The sequence below is a fragment of the Chroococcidiopsis sp. CCNUC1 genome (genome assembly GCF_023546805.1).
In the GTDB taxonomy this organism is placed as follows: domain Bacteria; phylum Cyanobacteriota; class Cyanobacteriia; order Cyanobacteriales; family Chroococcidiopsidaceae; genus Chroococcidiopsis; species Chroococcidiopsis thermalis.
Map to the genome: position 1 here is coordinate 4,729,202 of NZ_CP097480.1, position 20,300 is coordinate 4,749,501.

Sequence of the window (20,300 nt, forward strand, 5' to 3'; positions counted from 1 at the left end):
CTGACTTTTGACTTCTTCACTTCAGTGCTTGCGAAAAAGCTGTAGTGGGAATTGCCCAGCTCAATGCTTCCATTTGCTGGTACATTTGCTCGGATGGTGCAGAACCATCAGTAAATGTAAATGCACTAATACCTTGAGGCGGGTATTTCAAGCGTCCGTTGATTCCAATTAGTTGTCCTTTGCGGTTCAAAACTGGACCACCACTCATCCCTGGATCGATCTCGTTGGTATAACCCAGTTGATATCCTTCCTGTAGAGATTTTTCTGGTAGCATTGCTACTTCACCTTCCGTCACCCGTAAGGCTTTAATACCCCAAGTTCTAGTGTCTTCGACTGCATCCGCACTCGTCCATTGCCAATTAGGAAATCCAGCTGCATAGATGGAATCACCGACAGCTACAGCTTTGGTATCGGCGATCGCCACGACTTGATATGCTGTTTTGCTGGTAAACTCTACCAAGGCTAAATCCGATCCAGACAATACAGGCGATCGCAACCGCTTGCCTACGTGCTTTTGTCCGTCTGCGGTTAGAATCGTGAAGCGATCGTCCTCACCCTCACCCACAATGTGAGCGCAGGTCAATATGGTGTACGTTTCTCCTCTGTGCCGCACGATCGCGCCCGATCCTGTAGCAGCAGCGGCAAAAATTCGTACGGTCACTTGTCTGGCAACTACTGGCACTGCGATCGCTACGGCGGGTTCTACACTTGTAACCTGACTCATCAGCATCGGCTGAGACTGCGATCGCGCTAAGGCTTGCTCGGAGTTTTTTAGTATAGAAATATACGCTAAACTCGCAATTATCAGTGTACTTACCAAGACTTTAACAATCAATTTACCTCTTGCCTCTCGCCAACTACCAATTACCAACTACCAACTACTATTTGCAGGAGAGTTACTAGGTTGCTGCACGGGAGATGCCTCGCTTGCGCCTGTACCCGCTGATTCGTAACCAGCTGAAAAAGCCTCCTCTACTGCTGCTTCCATATCAATAGCGCCAGTAGTTGCAGTCTCACCTTCACCGCTAGCACTCTCACGAATTGCCGAATAGTCGGCACGCTGACCGAAACGCAGCAAATTGGCTAAAGCTGCACCAGGGTTTTTAGCATTTTCTGGAGAGAGGGTAAATAGCGTATTGCTTGTATCGCAGCTAGCACCAGAATTGACATAACAGATGACTGTCTCATTTTTAATGATTCCAGTTGTCAGGAGTAAATTACTTAGTCTCCCACCATTCGCGGCAACTGCTTTAGTCAACTTCTGGGAAACTAGCTGACAGCGTTCTTGAGGCGTATATTCTGCACTGACTTGTCTTTGCCAGGTAATCATTGGTGCAGAGCGTTGATTTCCCCTAGCTGCAACTGTAGCAAAGCCATTCCCAGAACGGACGCAAACAAAAGTGGTTGCCTGATTGGAGGTATTTTGTGGAGATACTTGAGTGCGACTGGTATTCTGCGCCCCTACTCGATCCTGAAATCCTATGGCACTGGCACATGTCAAGCTAGCTACTAAAACAAAGATTGGAAATTTAAATTTCATGAGGAACTTTTTTAATTATTAGTTATCAGTCATCAGTGTAGAGACGTTACATGTAACGTTTGTACAAAGTTATCGGTTAATTCCGACTCACGACTTATGACTTTCCTTACACTACTCACTCTCTATACAGACTGACATCTTCAATTTTCGTGAAATGTCTCGAATAATTTATTCAATTTTTCTTAACTTACATGGAGAATCAATACATCTCGATTAGTGATGCAAAGATCTTGGAAGATCCCCAACCCCCTTAAAAAGGGGGCTTAAGTTCCCCCTTAAAAAGGGGGGTTAGGGGGATCTTGTCTTAACCGAAAAGTATTGCATAGAAAATAGTACCTTTTTTCTACCTGTTCGCAAGAAATTTAAGATTTTTTTGATTATTCTTCGTAATTTATTATACTTTGCTTGTATGCGTATTTTGAGGAGCTATGGCGCGATCGCTTACTTACCACGGTTCCAGAGGTTGTGGTGATGCGGGTGGCGTTGAAGGGGATTGAGTTGGAGGCTTGGATTGAGGTAGCAAAAAATACAAATAGAAAATGCCAGCCACAAGTGTCACTCCTGCTACTCCTAACACAAAGCCCGCACTAGACAATAACCATAAGTTTCTTCTAGTTCTTTGTGGTTCGCGACTATTTTGCTCAACGGGAGGGTTTTGCACCTGAGTTTGGCTCAACTGTTGCGCTCGTCTTGAGTCGGTTGGATTCGAGTCGGTTGGATTCGAGTTTATGGCATCGGTGCGATGAGCTGGCGGCGTATACTGCTTGGGTTGATGTTGGTGCAGATCGAATATGCGCGTTTGAGGAGTCTGAGTTCGATTGGACGAGGGGGAAGTTACTGACGGCGGTGTAGGCTTTCTCTCATCTGTAGCTGAGTTTGCCGAATTTGGGGCGATCGCCTCCTTGGTGGGTTGAGAATGGATAAAACCAGCAGTATGCCCCAAAGAAGTTGGTAGCACGGATTGTAGTGCCGCACTCAATTCCATCACTGAGCCAAAGCGTTGCTCTGGTTGCTTGTTTAAACAGCGCATGACAATTGCTTCTAGCTCGACCGACAAGTGTGCGCATTGAGGTTGCGATCGCAATGATTGAGGCATTTGGGAAGTGTGGGCAATTCCCCATGACACGCCACTCGTTTTGCGGGCTTCAGTTCCGAAGCCAAATGGATCGGAACCACTCAGCATCTCGTAGAGAATCATCCCCAAACTGTAAATATCTGCCCGTCCGTCGATGTTTTTCTCTATTTGTAACTGTTCTGGTGCAGCGTAGCGGAACGTGCCTAAGAACGTACTAGTCAGGTTAGTTAACTCTAGTGCTTCATCGCGAATTTTAGCAATCCCGAAATCGAGAATTTTAACTAACTCCCCTAAAGCGGTTGGGATCAGAAAAATATTATCGGGTTTGAGGTCGCGGTGAACGATTTGGATCGGATCGCTCGTGGTGACAACTCCCTCACGCCGAATCCTAACACCTTGGTGAGCGAGTTGCAGTCCCGCACAGACTTGACAGGCAATTTCAATCGTTCGTTCTACAGGCAATCGTGTCTCTCGTCGTAGGAGTTGCCCTAGTGTTTCGCCAACGAGATATTCCATCACGTAGAAAGGGTATCCCTCTTCCGTCACGCCGTAGTCACTAATATCGACAATATGGTCGCTTTTGAGGGCAGCACAAAGCATCGCCTCGCGCTCAAAACGTTTATGCAATGGAATCGAGACAGCGAGCGTGTCTCTCAGTAATTTCAGCGCTACCTCCTGTCCCAGCCGCGTATCCATAGCTAGATAAACGTTACCCATACCACCCGCACCGATGCGCTGTTCTAGATAATAGCGTCGGCAATCGCCAATAAAACGACCGATCCAGGGATCTGAGCTTGAAGTGTTCATCAAGAAGGTGGTGCGTGGTGCGTGGAGAATTCGGAATGCAAAATTCGGAATTCGGAATTAGTTTTGAATGCGTGAATGCGTGAATTGGAAGTTGCTCCGCGACTCTCTCTTCTCTATGCTACATATTTATGCTGTAACTCTTGCTGCAACTGACTGGGAGAAAATGCCCCATGCTCGGTAATAATTGCTGTAATCAAATGAGCGGGAGTTACGTCAAAAGCTGGGTTGTAAAATTCCACGCCTGCTGGAGTCAAGATGGTATCGTCAATCTGATAGACTTCAACCGGATCGCGTTCCTCAATTGGGATTTCTCGACCAGTGGCGATCGCAAAATCAATTGTTGCTACGGGTGCGGCAACATAAAAAGGAACGTCATGTGCCTTAGCTACCAGCGCTAAGCTGTACGTGCCAATTTTATTTGCCGTATCGCCATTAGCGGCGATGCGGTCAGCGCCCACCACAACGGCGTGAATCATACCTTGCTGCATACAGTGGGCAGCCATACTATCTGTAATTACCGTAACGGGTATCCCTTCCTGGACGCATTCCCAAGCAGTTAGTTTTGCTCCCTGGAGACGGGGACGAGTTTCATCGGCATAGAGGCGCGATAACCTACCACAAGACCAAGCAGAACGCACAACACCCAAAGCCGTACCATAACCTGCGGTTGCTAAGGCTCCAGCATTGCAATGAGTTAAGAGATTGAGTTGAGCGGGAGTTTTTGGCAAGAGTTCCAGACCGCGATCGCCAATTGCCTGACAAGTTTGTAAATCTTCGGTTTGAATTGTCTGTGCTGTAGTTAACAAAACTTGGCGAATTTCCTCAACCGTGCCGATCGTTTCGTAGGCAGTTTTTAACATGCGAGCGATCGCCCAAAATAAATTTACCGCTGTTGGGCGGGTTGTTCGCAACATCTGAGCCACTTGCTCTAGCTGCGACAAAAACTGCTCCCGATCGTGGGTTTCAATCTCCCGCGCCCCCAAGTACATACCGTAGGCAGCAGCGATACCGATTGCTGGTGCGCCTCGGACAATCATCGTTTTGATTGCCTGTGCCATATCTTCACAGCGATGAATTTCCACAAAGGCATACTCGGCTGGCAAGTGCGTTTGGTCGATGAGTAAAACCGAGCCTTCGTACCAAATGACAGGGTAGACGTGGGTAGGACTAGAGATCATAGAGAGCTAGGGGCTAGGGAAAAGTCAAAAGTCAAAAGTCAAAAGCCAGGAGAAGCTGGATATAAATTCTTATATATCACTACTCACTACCTACTCTACTCACTCATAACAAATGACGAATGAGGAATGACTATTTACCAATTACCAATTACCAATATAAAAAAGGTGGGCGATCGCCCACCTCAAAATCAAAAATTACGAACCTACAGGAGATAACTGCTGGCTGAAGAACGCTTGACGCACGGTTTCAGCAATTTGCGGACTGGTCAAACCCAAATCGGCTTTCGATTCATTTGGTTCGGCGTGATCTACCAAAGTATCTGGTATGCCAATTCGCTTGACAGGAACGACAACATTTGCATCGAGTAAAGCTTCGGCTACCGCAGAACCAAACCCACCCATCAAGCAGCCTTCTTCTAAAGTCACGACGCGCCCGATTTGTTTTGCCAAAGGTAGAATTAGCTCTGTATCTAAGGGTTTGGCAAAACGAGCATTAATTACCGTGGCTTCAATTCCATGTTCGCGCAAAATTTCTGCGACTTGCATCGCAGGGTGAACCATCGCACCAAAACCAATCAGTAAGAGATCGTCCCCATGTCTGAGGATTTCCCCTTTCCCAATTGGCAAGGATTCCCAACCTTCCTCCATGAGGGGAACGCCGTAACCGTTACCACGTGGATAACGCATGGCGATCGGTCCATCAGTGTAGTTAACTCCAGTAACGACCATCTGCTGCAACTCAGCTTCGTCTTTGGGAGCCATCAAAACCATGTTGGGCAAGCAGCGCAGGTAGGCAATATCGTACATACCTTGGTGCGTCGGACCGTCAGATCCCACAATTCCCGCCCTGTCCATACAGAAAAAGACGGGTAGATTTTGGATGCAGACATCGTGGACTATCTGATCGTAGGCACGTTGCAAGAAAGTCGAGTAGATAGCCACTACAGGACGCATTCCCTCACAAGCCAAGCCAGCGCCTAGAGTGACGGCGTGTTGTTCGGCAATCCCAACATCGACATATTGTTTTGGTAGCTTACTCGCCAGTTTATCCAGTCCCGTTCCAGTTGCCATTGCTGCCGTAATCCCGATAATTTTGGGGTTATTTTCGGCAAGTTTGACCAAAGTATGAGCAAAAACTTTAGAGTAGCCAGGGGGTTTGGGCTTGCTGGAGGGTATGGCTTTACCCGTTGTCAAGTCGAAGGGCGATTGGGCGTGGTATCCCACTTGGTCTTTTTCGGCAATCTCGTAACCTTTCCCTTTAACTGTTGCAACGTGGACGAGTACTGGTCCTTGGATGTGATGTGCTTGCTCGAAGGTCGCAATCAATTCTGCCAGATTATGACCGTCTACTGGTCCGAGATAGGTGAATCCGAGTTCTTCGATAATTGCTCCAACTTTTGACACGGCTAACCGCTTCATGCCACCCTTAAGCCGATGCAGTTCGGGGGTGAGAGATTCACCAACAAAGGGAATGTGTTTAACTTGTTCTTCTAAATTATCGGCAAGAAACTGTACTGGTGCAGAAAGACGCATTTTATTTAAGTAACGAGAGATTGCACCAACATTCGGTGAAATTGACATCTCGTTATCGTTCAATATCACGAGTAAATTTGTCTTAGGCAAGTGTCCGGCGTGGTTGATCGCTTCAAGTGCCATACCACCTGTTAGCGCTCCATCACCAATAATTGCTGCGACTTTAAATTTATCCCCCTTGAGATCTCGTGCCAGTGCCATTCCCAGTGCAGCAGAAATACTCGTAGAAGCATGACCCGCGCCGAAATGGTCGAATTTGCTCTCACAGCGCTTGAGATAGCCAGCAACTCCATCTTTCTGCCGGAGAGTGTGAAACTCACTGTATCGACCAGTAATCAGCTTGTGCGGATAGGCTTGATGTCCGACATCCCAAATCACCTTGTCGCGATCGAGGTCTAATGTTTGGTATAGCGCTAGGGTCAATTCCACCACGCCTAGCCCTGGTCCCAGGTGTCCGCCACTAGCGGCGATCGTTTGCAAGTGTTTTTCGCGAATTTGACGAGCAATTTGTTGTAATTGACGAATCGACAAACCGTGCAACTGATTAGGATGGGTGATTTCACTCAGGTGCATATTGGGTGTTCCCTCTGCGTTGCGTCTTGTGCTTCACCACTCGACTGTTGCCAACTGTCTTGGGTGGAGTCGTAGTGGTGAAGTATGTATTCCTTCCTCAATGTAAAAGATTTCGGGTGCAATGCATATTAGTAAATATTTTCCGTTCGGAGAGTTACCGCGATCGCCCTCTCTAGCTATACCTTAAATTCACATCCTACAGGTTATACCCGAGTTTTAGTCATTAAATTGACATAAAAAGTTGTTGCCTTACCAAGGCTTTAACTCTACTGTGAAGATTGGGTAAATAGCTAGTAAACGGTAGGAAATATGTCATCTACCTTATGTATTAGCTTTCATCCACAAATTAAGGATTATGGATGAAGGTACTCTTTATGAGTAAAAATCTTAATTGCTTAAAGTTTTTGACGAAAAACCGTAGGTTAACTGCCACTATCTTATCGCTCGGTAGTTGTTTGGGAGCGATCGCCTCTACGCTGCAACCCTCGTCCGCAGCCGTAATTGGACAAGACGATCGCATCACGCCGACTTACGAACAGCTAACTAACTCAGTATTGGGAGCTGTAGGACGGCTCGCTCTTCAGAAAGCTGACGGAAGTTTTGGTCATTGCACTTTCACGGTTGTTGGTCGTAACATCGGACTGACAAATGCCCATTGCTTGTTAGATGAAAAAGGAGCGCCAATTCAAATAAAAGCTGCTATTGCCGCACAACACAGCGATCGCGCTTTAGCAGTGACCAATGTTGATGTTTATTGGACTGGCAGGGACACCGCTCCTGTAGGTATTGAGGATGTTCCTGGCGATTGGGCGATTGTTCGTTTCACAACCAATCTAGGAGAATTGACAGGCTGGTTGGGTAATACTGATTGGAATCCAAACGATATTAACACTGCTGGTCAAACCGTTGTCGGTCTGACTGCAGGGTATGTTGGCTATCCTCAAGACTGGCCTACTGATGCACGTTTCCAGCCAGGAAATGTTCGCGGCTATACTCCAGCCTTGCACTATGGCTGTACTATTCACAACGTAGAAGGGGGTATATTACTGCATGACTGCGATACTACAGGTGGAACTTCTGGCTCTTCTTTGTTTACAGCAGTGTCACAGACAGACTTCCGTACTATCGGTTTACACTCTGGTGAATATCCAGTGCAAAACCCTTATATCAACTTAGCTGTACCCTTAGAACGGTTCATGCCAGCAGTACTGAAATTGAGGCAGACAGGAGCAGCGTCCGATACAGTAGTTCCTCGCCCCTAAGTTTTTGTTATTCAGAATTTGAAACACTAAATATCTATTCTGTCTTATCTTCACTTAGTCACTATGGCTGGGTTTCACCTAGCCTTTTCTATCCTTTACCTTTTCTGCTAATGAGCATTAAACGCAATCAAAACATATTATTAGGAATTCTTATAACTGCATCTGTTGGCGTAGCAACAACATCTGCGACGATTGCGATCGCTGACGATGACCCAATTTGTTACATCCAGAATAGAGACGGTCGGCAACTTGACCTATCTAAATTATGCGATCGCCCTACACCTGCCAGTTCTCCTGCTCCAACTACCAATAAACCTCAACCTACTGCTAACACAAGCAATTCTCCAACCAATAGTTCCATTGTCGAAAAAATTGACCCCAAAGCACCAGTAAAAATTCCTCGCGTCATCACTGACAAACCACCTGATTTTTGGTATCAAGTTCCCGACTTGCCTCATCCACCATTCAAGGGGCGTACTAGCAACAGTCAATAAAACTGTTTCAGCAGGGCATGGAGAAAGAGGTCAATTGCCTAGCTGAAGTTTACAGAAATTTAACTGCATTTACTGTTATTTGTTCTACTGTGAAGATTGGGTAAATAGTTAGTAAATCGTAGTGAATATGTCATCTGCCTTATGTATTAGCTTCGAGCCACAGATTTAAGGAGCATAGATGAAGGTACTCGTTATGAGTCAAAATCTTAATTGCTTAAAGTTTCTGACGAAAAGCCGTCGGTTAGCTGCAACTATCTTATCGCTCGGTAGTTGTTTGGCAGCGATCGCACCAACTGTTCAACCTACAAGAGCAAATATCATCGGGCAAGATGACCGCGTTTTACCTTCCTATCAGTGGTTGACAGCACGACCTCGTGCAGCAGTGGGGCAGCTAGAAACTCAGAGGGCAGATGGAAAATGGGGACATTGTACTTTCACCGTTGTCGGTCGTAATATTGGATTAACAAATAGTCATTGCGTACGAGACGAACAAGGAAGGATACCAGTACAGGCTAAAGCCTATGTCGTGCGCTATGGAACGACTCAATTAGCTGTAGCAAATGTTAATGCTTACTGGACAGGACTGGCAGCTTTTCCTAAAACTCCAGAAGAATGGAGGCGGGATTGGGCAATTATCCGGTTTACCACAAATTTAGGAGACACCACGGGTTGGTATGGTACCGTTGAGTGGAATCGGAACGATATTAACAGTGCAGGAGCAACTGTTGTGGGTCAGCCTACAAACTACATTGGTTATCCTGGTGATTGGCCCACAGATCCAGCATTGAAAGCTTATCAAGGATACTTACCAGCCTTACAGGGTGGCTGTAACATTTTGGGTAAACATCCGCAGCTAGAAGTCCTATTGCATGACTGTGATATCACGCAAGGAACCTCTGGTTCGTCTCTGTTTACTGCGGCTTCAGAAATAGACTTTCGGACTATGGCTTTGAATAACGGTTTTATAGCCTATCCTGATGGCACATCAATTAGTATAGCCGTTCCTCTAGAGCGGTTTATGCCAGCTATTCTTAAACTGAGAGCAACAGGAGCGGCTAGCAGTACAACAGTTATTGCCCCATAAATTACTTCAACTGCACTACTAAAAGATCTACCACCAATGATCTACAAGCAAATACAATACTTTTTATTACTAGGTTCAGTCACTACTTCGATGTCGCTCGCTGCAACCGCATTTGTATCAGGTGTCAGTGCTAACGAGCTACTCTGCTATATTCAGACTAGGGATGGAAAACAAGTGGATCTCTCTAGAATATGCAACAAGAAGACATCTCCAACTCCTGGGATACCTGGAACTACTAATATCAATCATCCTACTACCACTCCTGCTAATTCGCAGGCAATTCCCAACGAGTCAAAAATACCTGCTATCGATCCAAAAATGCCAGTAAAGGTTCCTCTCATCCTCAAAGACAAACCATCTGCATTGTGGAACTCCGTTCCCGACTTACCTTATCCTGCAATCGAAGGACGGACAATTCGGCATTAAATGAGTAGCTAGTGGCTAGTGGCTGGACTCTTTTCTTGTTATCGATTCCACTAGTCACTGACAACTGATAACTGATAACTGATAACTGTCAAAAAGCTGTCAGCAAGCACAAAAATAAAGCTTCCGTCCATTCTACGATCGCACCGTAGGTATCTCCCGTGTGACCGCCTAACTTATAATTGAGCCAAGCTCCAGTTACAATCGCGATCGCGCTTCCACCTAATGCCATAGCAAGAGACGCTACAATGCGATCGCGGTTTAGCAAGATTTGTACTCCACTAAGACCGAGTAATAATAACAGTCCTGGCAATAAATCCCAATAAGACCGAATCGCTGCTTTGTGAAACGCTCCTTTACCTGTAGGTTTGAGATAAGGATAACAGGCGATCGCGACTTGTTGTCCCCATCGTCCCCAACCACAAGCTGCCATCAATATTAAAGGGCGATAGGTATCGAGATCGGTTAAGGCTGATATTTTTAATATTAGAATGGCGATCGCCACCATTGCTCCAAACGCACCTGTAACGCTATCTGCCATGACTTGTAAGCGTCTTTGCGGATCTTGTACTGCCAAGCCATCAGCAGTATCCATTGCACCATCTAGGTGCAGTCCCCCAGTCAGCGCCATCCAACTCACGACAACTACAGCACTGCGAGTTAGTATGGGTACGCCTAATAAAAATAAGCCCAGATCTAACAATCCCAGAATTCCACCAACAATCAAACCTACCAGCGGTACAAGACACGCTACGCGCTGAAAGTCTAAATTCAATTTAGGGATGGGCAGACAAGTATAAAATGCGATCGCTGCTAGAAAGTCTAATCCAAGTTTTAATATCACAATTTACAAATCTCCCTTTCTAAAGGGAATTGAGGGAGATATAATCTATGTTCTCACCCTCAAGCGATCGCGCCACCAATTATCGATCGCTAGCAGCTAATTGCTCAGAACTACTCATAAAAATAACTATTTGCTATTCTTCAATACGGAGTAGTTTGCGGTAAAAAGGTTTAGAAAAATCTGTACTGCGGCTGCGCTGAAAATTGAGAATGACATCGATTAAATGATCGATATATTCCGAGCTTTGCATTAGCAGCTCGTAACTCAACTCGGCATTATTATCAAATTGTAGCCGACACCGGATCAGGTCTGCTGGTAATGTGGAAATATTCCAAGTTGCTATAAAGGGAATACCATCCGCGCCTTCAATTCTACGCTGTCCTTCCATCACTCCTTTTTTAAACAAACTGATGGCAAGAGGTAAGATATTACGTTTATTGCCTTGAAAATATGGAAGGTAAACTCTTAATTCTTGCTGATTGGCGGGTTGAAGTTGTTGAATGGACATAGGTGTTAGGGGATAAAATTTACTGGTAGTTGTTGGTTGTTGGTAATTTTGTAGAGACGTTACATGTAACGTCTCTACACTAATAATTGTTTGCTATTTTTCAGTATTCCCAGAAATTACCCTATGACAACACTTACTCGCTGCAATAAAAAAGGTGAGCCTTGCCCACCCTACTATTGAAATAAAAAAAAGGTGAGCCTTGCCCACCCTACTAATGTTGATGTTTTGAACAACTATGCGATCGCAGCCGTTCTAACATCGTTATTTGCTAACAACTCTTGCAATTCGTCTGCATCTACAGTTTCTTTCTCTACTAGCATTTGAGCTAGCCGATCTAGAATGGCACGGTTGTCAGTTAGGACTGATTTTGCTCGCTTGTAAGCGGTATCAACGAGCTGATGCACTTCTTCGTCAATGACGGCGGCTGTCTCTTCGGAAAAGTCGCGTTCGGCAACGATATCGCGTCCGAGGAACATATTACCTTGTTGACGACCGAGAGCAACCGGACCGAGGCGATCGCTCATACCAAAACGAGTGATCATTTGTCTGGCGACTCTAGCGACTTGTTGTAAGTCGTTGGATGCACCAGTGGTGACTTCTTCTTCGCCAAAGATAATTTCTTCGGCAATCCGACCACCTAAAGCTACAGCCATCTGATTTTCTAAATACGAACGGCTGTAAAGTCCGGTGTCCATCCGGTCTTCGCTAGGTGTGAACCAAGTCAAACCACCAGCACGACCGCGAGGAATGATGCTAATTTTCTGTACGGGGTCGTAGTCTGGCATCAGCGCCCCTACGAGAGCGTGACCGGCTTCATGATAGGCAACCAGTTGCTTGCGCTTTTCGCTCATCACGCGGTCTTTCTTCTCTGGACCTGCCAAAACGCGATCGATCGCGTCATTGACTTCATCCATCGAAATTTCGCTCAGGTTGCGTCTAGCAGCTAAAATTGCAGCTTCGTTCAATAGGTTCGATAGGTCTGCACCTGTAAAACCTGGTGTACGACGGGCAATTCTGTCTAGATCTACGTCTTTTGCCAAAGTCTTGCCACGGGCGTGAACTTTGAGGATTTCCAAACGTCCGGCGTAATCGGGTCGATCTACAACGACTTGGCGATCGAAACGACCGGGACGCAATAACGCTGCATCGAGTACGTCTGGGCGGTTAGTCGCAGCAATAATGATGATTCCAGTATTGCCTTCAAAACCATCCATTTCGGTGAGTAACTGGTTCAGGGTTTGCTCCCGTTCGTCGTTACCACCACCTAAACCAGCACCCCGCTGCCGTCCGACAGCATCGATTTCATCGATAAATACGATACAAGGTGCGTTTGCCTTTGCTTGCTCGAATAGGTCGCGGACGCGAGACGCACCCACACCAACGAACATTTCAACGAATTCAGAACCGGAAATTGAGAAGAAGGGAACGCCAGCCTCACCCGCTACAGCACGAGCCAGCAGGGTTTTACCCGTCCCTGGAGGTCCAACTAGCAATACACCTTTAGGAATTTTCGCCCCGACTGCGGTGAAGCGATCTGCATTTTTCAGGAAGTCTACAACTTCGTTTAATTCCAATTTGGCTTGGTCGATTCCAGCCACGTCGCCAAATGTTACCTGAGTTTGTGGCTCCATTTGTACCCTGGCTTTAGACTTGCCAAAGTTCATTGCTTGGCTGCCAGGACCATTTTGGGCGCGGCGTAGTAAAAAGAATAAGCCAACTAAAAGCAAGACGGGGACAAATAAGCTGCTTAGGGCTTTAAACCAAAAACCTTCATCAGTTTGAGGTAGAACCGCAATATCAACTCCTCTCTCCGTCAAGATCGAAATTAATTCGGGGTCATCGGGTAAATTAACGATGACTTGGCTGCCATCTTGAGGCTTGACAAGCGCTCTGGTGCGATCGGCACTAAGTCTGACCTGAGCAACTCTACCTTTTTCAACTGCTTGAATAAAATCGCTGTATCGCCATGTCTCTCGACTCTGAGGCTGTTTGTCAAAGAACGCCGTTCCCAGCGCAATGACCACAATTGCCAGTAATGCGTACAGCCCTGCGTTTCTCCACCGTTTATTCACCGAGGGTTAGCCTCCTAAAGCTTACGGGCAAGGGCGTTTTTTTCTTATGTTAATTAATTTTAATCTACCTTAGAAACTTGCCACTTGTCAGGTATCAATTATCAGTGACTGGTGGCTGGTGACTGGCGGCTAGACATAACAATTCAGTTTCCAGCCACTAAGTGCTAGCCACTAGCCACTATTCTTAGGGGTGATTTGTTGCGGCGGCTGATGTTGAATTATGGTGGATTGGGGTTACGCGATCGCACTCCGATCGACGATGTTGGTGAACGATGAAAAAGATTGGTTCTCAGCCTACTCTATCGCCTACGAGTTTGGTGCTGCTGTCGATCGCCTCGACTCAGTTAGGTTCGGCGATCGCGAAAACATTATTTAATACGCTCAGTCCTGCCGCTGTGGTGCTGTTACGGGTGGGTTTCGCAGCGGTGGTGTTGCTGGTGCTGTGGCGATCGCAAATTAAGGGTATTCAGCGTCGGAACTACGGGGTGCTGATTTTATTTGGTTTGGCTCTGGGTTTGATGAATCTCTCATTTTATTTAGCGATCGAGCGGATTCCGATTGGGATTGCGGTGGCGCTGGAGTTTCTTGGTCCTTTGGGAGTGGCGATCGCCAATTCTCGGCGCTTGCTCGATTTGTTGTGGGTGTTGCTGGCTGGATGCGGGATCGTGTTGCTGGCTCCAATTGGTGGTTTGAGTGTCAATCTGACTGGAATTATTTTGGCGCTGACGGCGGGGGGATTTTGGGCAGCTTATATTCTCCTTTCTGCCAAAGTGGGGCGGGTTGTTCCTGGAGGCGTGGGGCTGGCTTTGGCGATGGCTGTGGCGGCGATCGTCATTTTGCCAATGGGAATTGTTACGGGTGGCTCGGCGCTGTTAAATCCACAAATGTTATTTCTTGGGTTTGGGGTGGCGATTCTGTCTTCGGCGATTCCATACTCGTTTGAGTTAGAGGCGTTACGGTGGCTACCTGTAAGGGTGTTTGGCGTGTTGTTGAGTTTGGAGCCTGTGGCGGCGGCTGTTATTGGTTTTATTGTTTTGCGGGAAACTTTGGAGTTGCGGGCAATAATGGCGATCGCTTTGGTGACAGTTGCGGCGGGTGGGGCTTCTCTTTATGGGAGTAGGGGAAGATGATGTCGCGCAAAGACGCAGAGGCGCTAAGAGGAATAGGAAGATTTCATTCGTGCTGAAATAGTTTTTGTAAGTTCGTCAAAGCTGGATGATGGGGGTTGTAGTTTAGCTGATGTATTTTTTCTTGCCCTCGCTCCTCACTCCTGACTCCTCGCTCCTCAAATATGGTGTGGATGGGAATAACTTCTACAATACTGTTGCTGTAGGCGATCGCTTCCATTTTGGCAACTACGTCTGGTGTCCAGGGTTGTTCAATAACTTGTTGGTTTTGATTTTTGAGCCAGTCTATGAGTTGCGATCGCATCACTCCTGGTAAAATTTCTGCTTCTAGTGGTGGTGTCCACCAGTTACCGTCTTGCCATCCCCACAAATTACCTGTGCTGGTTTCTAGCCAGTTACCGTTGGCATCGACAAGAATTGCTTCGCTGGCTGTTATGTGTTGGGCTTTTGTCTTGGCTAGCCACGCACCTAAGTAGTTACCTGTTTTATGGGTGGGTAAAAAGCGGTGAAATTCTTCTCCGAATATTAAGCTAGCTGCTACCCCATGTCTTTGCTTTTCTGTCAAGTCCCCTGGTAGCGATCGCCCAGTTATCCACTCTCTGCCGTCAGGAAAGATTGTGACTCTCAATACGGGAAAATCTTGCAGTAAGATTTCTGCCCCTTGTCGAACTTTCTGCCAGTTTGGTTCTTGCCAGTCTAAGAATTGAATGCTGGAGCGGAGGCGATCGCAATGCCTTTTCCAGTTGGTTAAGGGGCGATCGAGCGACTGACAATAAACTCGTAGGGTAGTAAACACGGTTGCTCCATACAATAAACCTGGATCGTCAACCGCTAACTCGATGACATTTGTTGTGATTAAGTCGCCGTTATACCAAAAAATTGCCGTTGCCTCAGTTTACTTGTCTTTAAGTTTTAATTTCTTTGTCAGTTAATTCATACTTTCTTGCAACTGAAAAGCAAACTTTTTTTGTAATGATTAGATTGTTAAGTTTTAAACTATTTTTACAACCAAAGCCTTGCGTTTTTACATCTTAATTCATATCATTTCACAAATTCAATTTATAAAACTATGGATAGAGATAGACAAGAAGCATACTGGCGGGCAAACACGGCTTTAATTCGGAATCTATTAATTGTTTGGGCGCTGGTATCCCTGGTGTTTAGCATCCTGTTAGCACAGCCGTTGAATGCAATCCGACTTGGAAGCGTTCCTCTAGGCTTTTGGATGGCACAGCAAGGCTCGATCTTAACTTTCGTAGTATTGATTTTTATCTATGCTTTTCAGATGGACAAGCTCGATCGCAAATATGGGATTAGAAAGTGAGGGAAAATCATGTCAGCAGAGCTTTGGACGATTATTTTAGTTGCCCTCTCTTTTCTACTGTATCTTTACATCGGTTGGCGATCGCGCGTCAAAGATAGTTCTGGCTTTTACGTCGCTGGGCAAGGTGTCCCCCAGATTGCAAATGGAGCTGCAACGGCGGCGGATTGGATGTCGGCGGCTTCTTTTATCTCGATGGCGGGGTTAATTTCGACTCTGGGCTACGATGGCTCGATTTATCTGATGGGTTGGACTGGCGGTTACGTGTTGCTGGCACTCCTACTTGCTCCATATCTGCGCAAGTTTGGTAAGTATACCGTGCCGGATTTTGTCGGCGATCGCTATTATTCTAATGCTGCTAGGTTAGTCGCGGTTGTTGCTGCTTTATTTGTCTCTTTAACTTATGTCGCCGGACAGATGCGGGGTGTCGGAATTGTTTTCAGCCGCTTTCTCCAAGTCGATATCAGCACGGGTGTGATTATTGGGATGGTGGTAGTGGCGTTCTTCTCAGTTTTGGGCGGAATGAAAGGCATCACCTGGACGCAAGTAGCCCAGTATGGTGTATTAATTGTGGCTTATTTGATTCCCGCAGCGGCGATCGCTTATATTCTCACTGGCAATCCAATTCCGCAACTCGCCTTTACTTTTAGCGATATTGTGGGCAAGCTGAATCAAATTCAGTTGGATTTGGGTTTTAAAGAGTACTCGCAACCATTTGCTAACAGATCTCAGTTGGACGTGCTGTTCACTACCCTCGCCTTGATGGTGGGAACGGCAGGACTACCCCACGTAATTGTTAGATTCTACACGGTTCCTAACGTCAGAGCGGCACGTTATTCAGCAGGTTGGGCGCTGTTGTTTATCGCCCTACTTTATACCAGCGCTCCCGCCTTGGCAACTTTCGCCCGTTACAACTTAATTAGCACTTTGCACAACCAGCCAATTACCGAAGTGCGACAGTTAGACTGGGCAAATAAATGGGAAAAAACCAAGTTATTAACCTTTGACGACAAGAACAATGACGGACGAATTGAGCTAACACCAGATAAAAATACGAGCGAAATCACGATTGACCCCGATATTATTGTCTTGTCTACACCAGAAGTGGCTAGGTTAGCCCCTTGGGTCATCGGACTGGTCGCTGCTGGGGGATTAGCCGCAGCTTTATCTACGGCTAGTGGTTTGCTGTTGGTGATTTCTAGTTCTGTGGCGCACGATATTTACTACCGCATCATCAATCCCAATGCCTCAGAAACCCAAAGGGTGTTTGTCGGTCGAATTATGGTAGGTTTAGCCGTGGTGCTGGCGGGATATTTTGGGATTAATCCGCCGGGTTTTGTGGCGCAAGTGGTAGCGTTTGCGTTTGGGTTAGCTGCTGCTAGCTTTTTCCCTGCCATTGTTCTCGGGATTTTTGACAAACGAACGAATCGAGAAGGGGCGATCGCAGGTATCGTAGTCGGTCTAATCTTCACCCTATTCTACATCGTCGGGGTAAAATTCTACGGAATGCAACCTTGGTTATTTGGGATTTCTCCTGAAGGAATTGGTACGGTGGGGATGATAATTAACTTCATCGTCACGCTGGTGGTTTCACGCCTGACTCCACCACCACCAATCGCCGTACAAGAAATGGTAGAAGATTTACGTTCTCCTGCGGGTGCAGAATTACCTGTTGAGTCTGTCCATTAATTTGAATTTGTAGACTGTAGGTAGGGGCGCATAGCTGCGCCCTTATTATGTCTTTATCCTAGCGTGAGGTAATCTATTCGTTCAAAGTCACTGCGTTCTAAATTTTCTAATTCAGGACCCAGCAGTCGCACGTAACCTTGCTGATTCTCAACTCGACGTATAGCTGGGATATAAATATCTTGCTCGACCATAAAATCATAAATAAATCCGTATACACTTCCCATGTCTTCACGTTGAAGCTGACGATTTTGAGATTGGAAGTAAAAAGAAATATCTTCTTCAAAGTCTAACGTTTCTATAAAGTTGCCGTTTTCATATAATTCATATCCAATATAGCCACCCGTATCGCTCACTCTATAGTAAACTGTGCGAGTTTGCAGCAGACTAGAAAGAGTTTGAGTATCTTTTTTGTCGAGTGGAGTACAACCTGGTACAAAACCGAAGTTATAAATTGATGTCCAAGTTTGTTCTTGAAATTGAAATACAATAAAGCCTTGACCTGTAGTTACTATTTCGCGATCGTACACATCCTGTTCCCATCTATCCGCTTGTCTTACTCGAACAAAGGCTGATGCGACAGTTTCTATTGGGGCTTTAACGAAAACAAAAGTTTGATTTAAATCAATAGATTCAATCCCTCTTTTCTGTTCTAGAACCATATTTTTGTCTGATTGTAAAAACGAGGTAAAAGCATTAATTTGAATGAATATAAATAAATGCATAGGGCAATGATAACACTAAGCCCTATGCTTGGATTGAGATATAGCTCAGATAATCTCTAGTCTATTAATTAATCTGGATCTGAATTTGATGGATTCAAGAAAAGTCTTCCAGGCATTCCAGGACCTATAAATTCTGGAAAAGTAAGGCGGATAAGATATACTTCAGGGTTTCTCAGCGAAGCTTGACCAAGCTGGAGGTTATTGAAACTACCTGGAATTTCACAACCTATGGAGTGCCAGACACCTACACCTTTGAAGAAAGCTTCTCTTGTTGTTGCAGTACTAATTTGTCTAACATCAGCAGTAGTGAGAAAAATAATTGCTGGTATTCTTCCTGATACTCCTGCATCACTCCTACTAAGAGCATCAAGAAAACCTAGAATTTGGTAATCATCATAACTAGGGGTAGTAGACCTCCACTTAATGCTTTAACTTCATAAAACACACTCTTGTCATATGTTAAAGGTGAACCCAAAGGAAGGTTTTGAATTACAAGTGGAAGCACACCATCTGGTACTACGTTTACTAATTTACCATTTGTCTTGTCTCTCTTTTGGGGTGATTCAAATTTTTCGGTATTTTCTGGAATTGGAATACCTAGTCTGATAGTAGCTAGTGCAAAGTGTAGATATCTTCATAGACTGACAAAGATAAACGCTCAAATATAGAGCAGCAAAACAAGAATACAAAATAAACTTAACTCTATTTTTCTCAATACTATAAGTGTGATTTTGCTGAAAACATTTACTTGCACTTGCTAGCTAAATTAGGTAAAATTACAATAATTTTATAAAATTGATTATGCTTTGATAGATAAAAGCAAAAATAGTAATGTAAATTTTATATATTAGGTGATATAAATAATAATTAAGTTTTTATATTTGGTTGTTACTGTTTTTTCTACTACAATGTCGATTCTATCTTTTCTTCAAAATGTATCAACAGCTCAAGAGTATCCAGGTTGCTTTATAATTGGTTCAGATAGCAAGATAGTTAGCCTTGACCCTCTATGCAAAAAGCGTAATGACGAGAAGAAATTAAGAATTGCAATGAAAGCCAACGAACTTTATCATCAGGGAATTGAATTAGGTCGTAAAGGATTTTATAAGGAAGCAATTTCTAATTATACTCAAGCAATTAATCTCAATCCTGATTTTGCAGAGGCTTATGTTTCTCGTGCTACCGTTCGATATTTAACAGAAGATGAACAGGGAGGTTTTGAAGACCTCAATAAGGCTTTGAATATATATAAGGATAGGGGAGATACACAAAGATATAATATCGTTCTCGATATGGTTCAGCATATACGAAGAGAGGCTGAATGGGAGAAAAACCCCTAGTTATTCCAACTTGTTGAAGAAGTTCAGATGTAACGTTCTAAAAATAGAATTAAAAGATATAGTGAAAGCCAACGAATTTTATCAACAAGGGAGTGACCGAGCTAGAAGAGGGCTTTATAAAGAAGCATTTGAGGATTTCACTCAAGCAATTAATCTCAATCCTGGTTTTGTAGAAGCTTATATTTACCGCGCTCATGCTAGAACTTTAACAGGAGATAAACAGGGGGCAGTGACAGATTTTCAAAAAGCTATAGATATCTACAAAGCTAGAGGAAGAGCCGACATAGCCGATCTGCTTTTAACACCATTACAGGCACTAAAAAATGAAATTGAATGGGGTGAGTAAGCTTAAATAAGTTCCTTTTTTTTGAAGAAATTTGTCTATAAGATAATAGACGTGAGAGTTTAAAAAATCTCATGAAAGCCAACGAATTTTATCAACAAGGGATCGATCGAGGTAGAAAAGGTCAATACAAAGAAGCATTTGACGATCTTACTCAAGCCATTAATCTCAATCCTGAGTTTGCAGAAGCTTATATTTACCGCGCTCATGCTAGAACTTTAACAGGAGATAAACAGGGGGCAGTGACAGATTTTCAAAAAGCTATAGATATCTACAAAGCTAGAGGAAGATCGGATATAGCCGACATGCTTCTAACACCATTACAGGCACTAAAAAATGAAATTGAATGGGGTGACGAATAATAG

General features: G+C 44.9%; 20 protein-coding genes. 10 read left to right on the forward strand and 10 right to left on the reverse strand.

Annotated elements, in window-relative coordinates:
* Positions 1 to 16: 16 nt before the first annotated feature.
* The 5 genes from M5J74_RS21750 to dxs all read right to left on the reverse strand — a co-directional run bounded on the left by M5J74_RS21750 (position 17) and on the right by dxs (position 6,706).
* The gene (locus M5J74_RS21750) at positions 17 to 871 is read right to left on the reverse strand and encodes a serine protease (RefSeq protein ID WP_250013123.1); all 855 of its coding nucleotides are present in this window, start codon (positions 869 to 871) and stop codon (positions 17 to 19) included.
* Positions 872 to 1,540, reverse strand: a complete 669-nt coding sequence (locus tag M5J74_RS21755) for a COP23 domain-containing protein (protein ID WP_015156108.1) — start codon at positions 1,538 to 1,540, stop codon at positions 872 to 874.
* 445 nt (positions 1,541 to 1,985) lie between these two features.
* Positions 1,986 to 3,422, reverse strand: coding sequence for a protein kinase (locus M5J74_RS21760; protein ID WP_250013124.1), 1,437 nt, complete (start codon positions 3,420 to 3,422; stop codon positions 1,986 to 1,988).
* 113 nt (positions 3,423 to 3,535) lie between these two features.
* Entirely contained in the window at positions 3,536 to 4,600 is a 1,065-nt protein-coding gene (gene mtnA / locus M5J74_RS21765; protein WP_015156110.1) for an S-methyl-5-thioribose-1-phosphate isomerase, read from the reverse strand.
* Positions 4,601 to 4,795: 195 nt separating this feature from the next.
* Positions 4,796 to 6,706, reverse strand: coding sequence for a 1-deoxy-D-xylulose-5-phosphate synthase (dxs, locus tag M5J74_RS21770; protein ID WP_106167820.1), 1,911 nt, complete (start codon positions 6,704 to 6,706; stop codon positions 4,796 to 4,798).
* 404 nt (positions 6,707 to 7,110) lie between these two features.
* On the opposite strand from dxs, the gene M5J74_RS21775 reads away from it, so the two are divergent.
* The 4 genes from M5J74_RS21775 to M5J74_RS21790 all read left to right on the forward strand — a co-directional run bounded on the left by M5J74_RS21775 (position 7,111) and on the right by M5J74_RS21790 (position 9,972).
* The gene (locus tag M5J74_RS21775; protein WP_250013125.1) at positions 7,111 to 7,968 is read left to right on the forward strand and encodes a serine protease; all 858 of its coding nucleotides are present in this window, start codon (positions 7,111 to 7,113) and stop codon (positions 7,966 to 7,968) included.
* Between the two features lie 110 nt (positions 7,969 to 8,078).
* Complete coding sequence (locus tag M5J74_RS21780; RefSeq protein ID WP_250013126.1) at positions 8,079 to 8,462, forward strand: hypothetical protein; 384 nt, start codon at positions 8,079 to 8,081, stop codon at positions 8,460 to 8,462.
* Between the two features lie 178 nt (positions 8,463 to 8,640).
* On the forward strand, positions 8,641 to 9,546 hold the full coding sequence (locus M5J74_RS21785) for a serine protease (RefSeq protein ID WP_127022970.1): 906 nt from the start codon (positions 8,641 to 8,643) through the stop codon (positions 9,544 to 9,546).
* A 174-nt stretch (positions 9,547 to 9,720) separates the two neighbouring features.
* On the forward strand, positions 9,721 to 9,972 hold the full coding sequence (locus tag M5J74_RS21790) for a hypothetical protein (RefSeq protein WP_127022968.1): 252 nt from the start codon (positions 9,721 to 9,723) through the stop codon (positions 9,970 to 9,972).
* 88 nt (positions 9,973 to 10,060) lie between these two features.
* Here M5J74_RS21790 and cobS read toward each other — a convergent pair whose 3' ends face one another.
* The 3 genes from cobS to ftsH3 form a co-directional block, all read right to left on the reverse strand.
* On the reverse strand, positions 10,061 to 10,813 hold the full coding sequence (gene cobS / locus M5J74_RS21795) for an adenosylcobinamide-GDP ribazoletransferase (protein WP_106218030.1): 753 nt from the start codon (positions 10,811 to 10,813) through the stop codon (positions 10,061 to 10,063).
* A gap of 133 nt (positions 10,814 to 10,946) precedes the next feature.
* The gene (gene ebsA / locus M5J74_RS21800; protein ID WP_015156115.1) at positions 10,947 to 11,321 is read right to left on the reverse strand and encodes a type IV pilus biogenesis protein EbsA; all 375 of its coding nucleotides are present in this window, start codon (positions 11,319 to 11,321) and stop codon (positions 10,947 to 10,949) included.
* Positions 11,322 to 11,554: 233 nt separating this feature from the next.
* On the reverse strand, positions 11,555 to 13,393 hold the full coding sequence (gene ftsH3 / locus M5J74_RS21805; protein ID WP_015156116.1) for an ATP-dependent zinc metalloprotease FtsH3: 1,839 nt from the start codon (positions 13,391 to 13,393) through the stop codon (positions 11,555 to 11,557).
* Positions 13,394 to 13,665: 272 nt separating this feature from the next.
* On the opposite strand from ftsH3, the gene M5J74_RS21810 reads away from it, so the two are divergent.
* Positions 13,666 to 14,523: a DMT family transporter gene (locus tag M5J74_RS21810; RefSeq protein WP_106218029.1), complete on the forward strand. Its 858-nt coding sequence runs from the start codon at positions 13,666 to 13,668 to the stop codon at positions 14,521 to 14,523.
* Between the two features lie 43 nt (positions 14,524 to 14,566).
* Here M5J74_RS21810 and M5J74_RS21815 read toward each other — a convergent pair whose 3' ends face one another.
* Positions 14,567 to 15,400, reverse strand: a complete 834-nt coding sequence (locus M5J74_RS21815; protein ID WP_371934071.1) for an aminotransferase class IV — start codon at positions 15,398 to 15,400, stop codon at positions 14,567 to 14,569.
* A 189-nt stretch (positions 15,401 to 15,589) separates the two neighbouring features.
* Between M5J74_RS21815 and M5J74_RS21820 the strand changes: the two genes are divergently transcribed.
* Positions 15,590 to 15,844 (forward strand): DUF4212 domain-containing protein, encoded by a 255-nt coding sequence (locus M5J74_RS21820; RefSeq protein ID WP_015156119.1) that lies wholly within the window; start codon positions 15,590 to 15,592, stop codon positions 15,842 to 15,844.
* Positions 15,845 to 15,853: 9 nt separating this feature from the next.
* Positions 15,854 to 17,530, forward strand: coding sequence for a sodium:solute symporter family protein (locus tag M5J74_RS21825; protein WP_250013134.1), 1,677 nt, complete (start codon positions 15,854 to 15,856; stop codon positions 17,528 to 17,530).
* 53 nt (positions 17,531 to 17,583) lie between these two features.
* Here M5J74_RS21825 and M5J74_RS21830 read toward each other — a convergent pair whose 3' ends face one another.
* The gene (locus M5J74_RS21830) at positions 17,584 to 18,189 is read right to left on the reverse strand and encodes a hypothetical protein (protein ID WP_250013136.1); all 606 of its coding nucleotides are present in this window, start codon (positions 18,187 to 18,189) and stop codon (positions 17,584 to 17,586) included.
* A 944-nt stretch (positions 18,190 to 19,133) separates the two neighbouring features.
* On the opposite strand from M5J74_RS21830, the gene M5J74_RS21835 reads away from it, so the two are divergent.
* The 3 genes from M5J74_RS21835 to M5J74_RS21845 all read left to right on the forward strand — a co-directional run bounded on the left by M5J74_RS21835 (position 19,134) and on the right by M5J74_RS21845 (position 20,297).
* Positions 19,134 to 19,592 (forward strand): tetratricopeptide repeat protein, encoded by a 459-nt coding sequence (locus tag M5J74_RS21835; RefSeq protein WP_250013138.1) that lies wholly within the window; start codon positions 19,134 to 19,136, stop codon positions 19,590 to 19,592.
* A 61-nt stretch (positions 19,593 to 19,653) separates the two neighbouring features.
* Entirely contained in the window at positions 19,654 to 19,938 is a 285-nt protein-coding gene (locus M5J74_RS21840) for a hypothetical protein (RefSeq protein ID WP_250013140.1), read from the forward strand.
* A gap of 71 nt (positions 19,939 to 20,009) precedes the next feature.
* Positions 20,010 to 20,297: a hypothetical protein gene (locus M5J74_RS21845; RefSeq protein WP_250013142.1), complete on the forward strand. Its 288-nt coding sequence runs from the start codon at positions 20,010 to 20,012 to the stop codon at positions 20,295 to 20,297.
* The last annotated feature ends 3 nt before the right edge of the window (positions 20,298 to 20,300 follow it).

Bases quoted from the DNA above. Each gene is read 5' to 3' on its own strand.
- M5J74_RS21780 (WP_250013126.1), top strand. From the start codon at position 8,079: ATGAGCATTAAACGCAATCAAAACATATTATTAGGAATTCTTATAACT.
- M5J74_RS21845 (WP_250013142.1), top strand. From the start codon at position 20,010: ATGAAAGCCAACGAATTTTATCAACAAGGGATCGATCGAGGTAGAAAA.
- M5J74_RS21830 (WP_250013136.1), bottom strand. From the start codon at position 18,189: ATGGTTCTAGAACAGAAAAGAGGGATTGAATCTATTGATTTAAATCAA.
- dxs (WP_106167820.1), bottom strand. From the start codon at position 6,706: ATGCACCTGAGTGAAATCACCCATCCTAATCAGTTGCACGGTTTGTCG.
- M5J74_RS21825 (WP_250013134.1), top strand. From the start codon at position 15,854: ATGTCAGCAGAGCTTTGGACGATTATTTTAGTTGCCCTCTCTTTTCTA.
- mtnA (WP_015156110.1), bottom strand. From the start codon at position 4,600: ATGATCTCTAGTCCTACCCACGTCTACCCTGTCATTTGGTACGAAGGC.
- M5J74_RS21810 (WP_106218029.1), top strand. From the start codon at position 13,666: ATGAAAAAGATTGGTTCTCAGCCTACTCTATCGCCTACGAGTTTGGTG.
- M5J74_RS21755 (WP_015156108.1), bottom strand. From the start codon at position 1,540: ATGAAATTTAAATTTCCAATCTTTGTTTTAGTAGCTAGCTTGACATGT.
- M5J74_RS21760 (WP_250013124.1), bottom strand. From the start codon at position 3,422: ATGAACACTTCAAGCTCAGATCCCTGGATCGGTCGTTTTATTGGCGAT.
- M5J74_RS21820 (WP_015156119.1), top strand. From the start codon at position 15,590: ATGGATAGAGATAGACAAGAAGCATACTGGCGGGCAAACACGGCTTTA.
- ebsA (WP_015156115.1), bottom strand. From the start codon at position 11,321: ATGTCCATTCAACAACTTCAACCCGCCAATCAGCAAGAATTAAGAGTT.
- M5J74_RS21785 (WP_127022970.1), top strand. From the start codon at position 8,641: ATGAAGGTACTCGTTATGAGTCAAAATCTTAATTGCTTAAAGTTTCTG.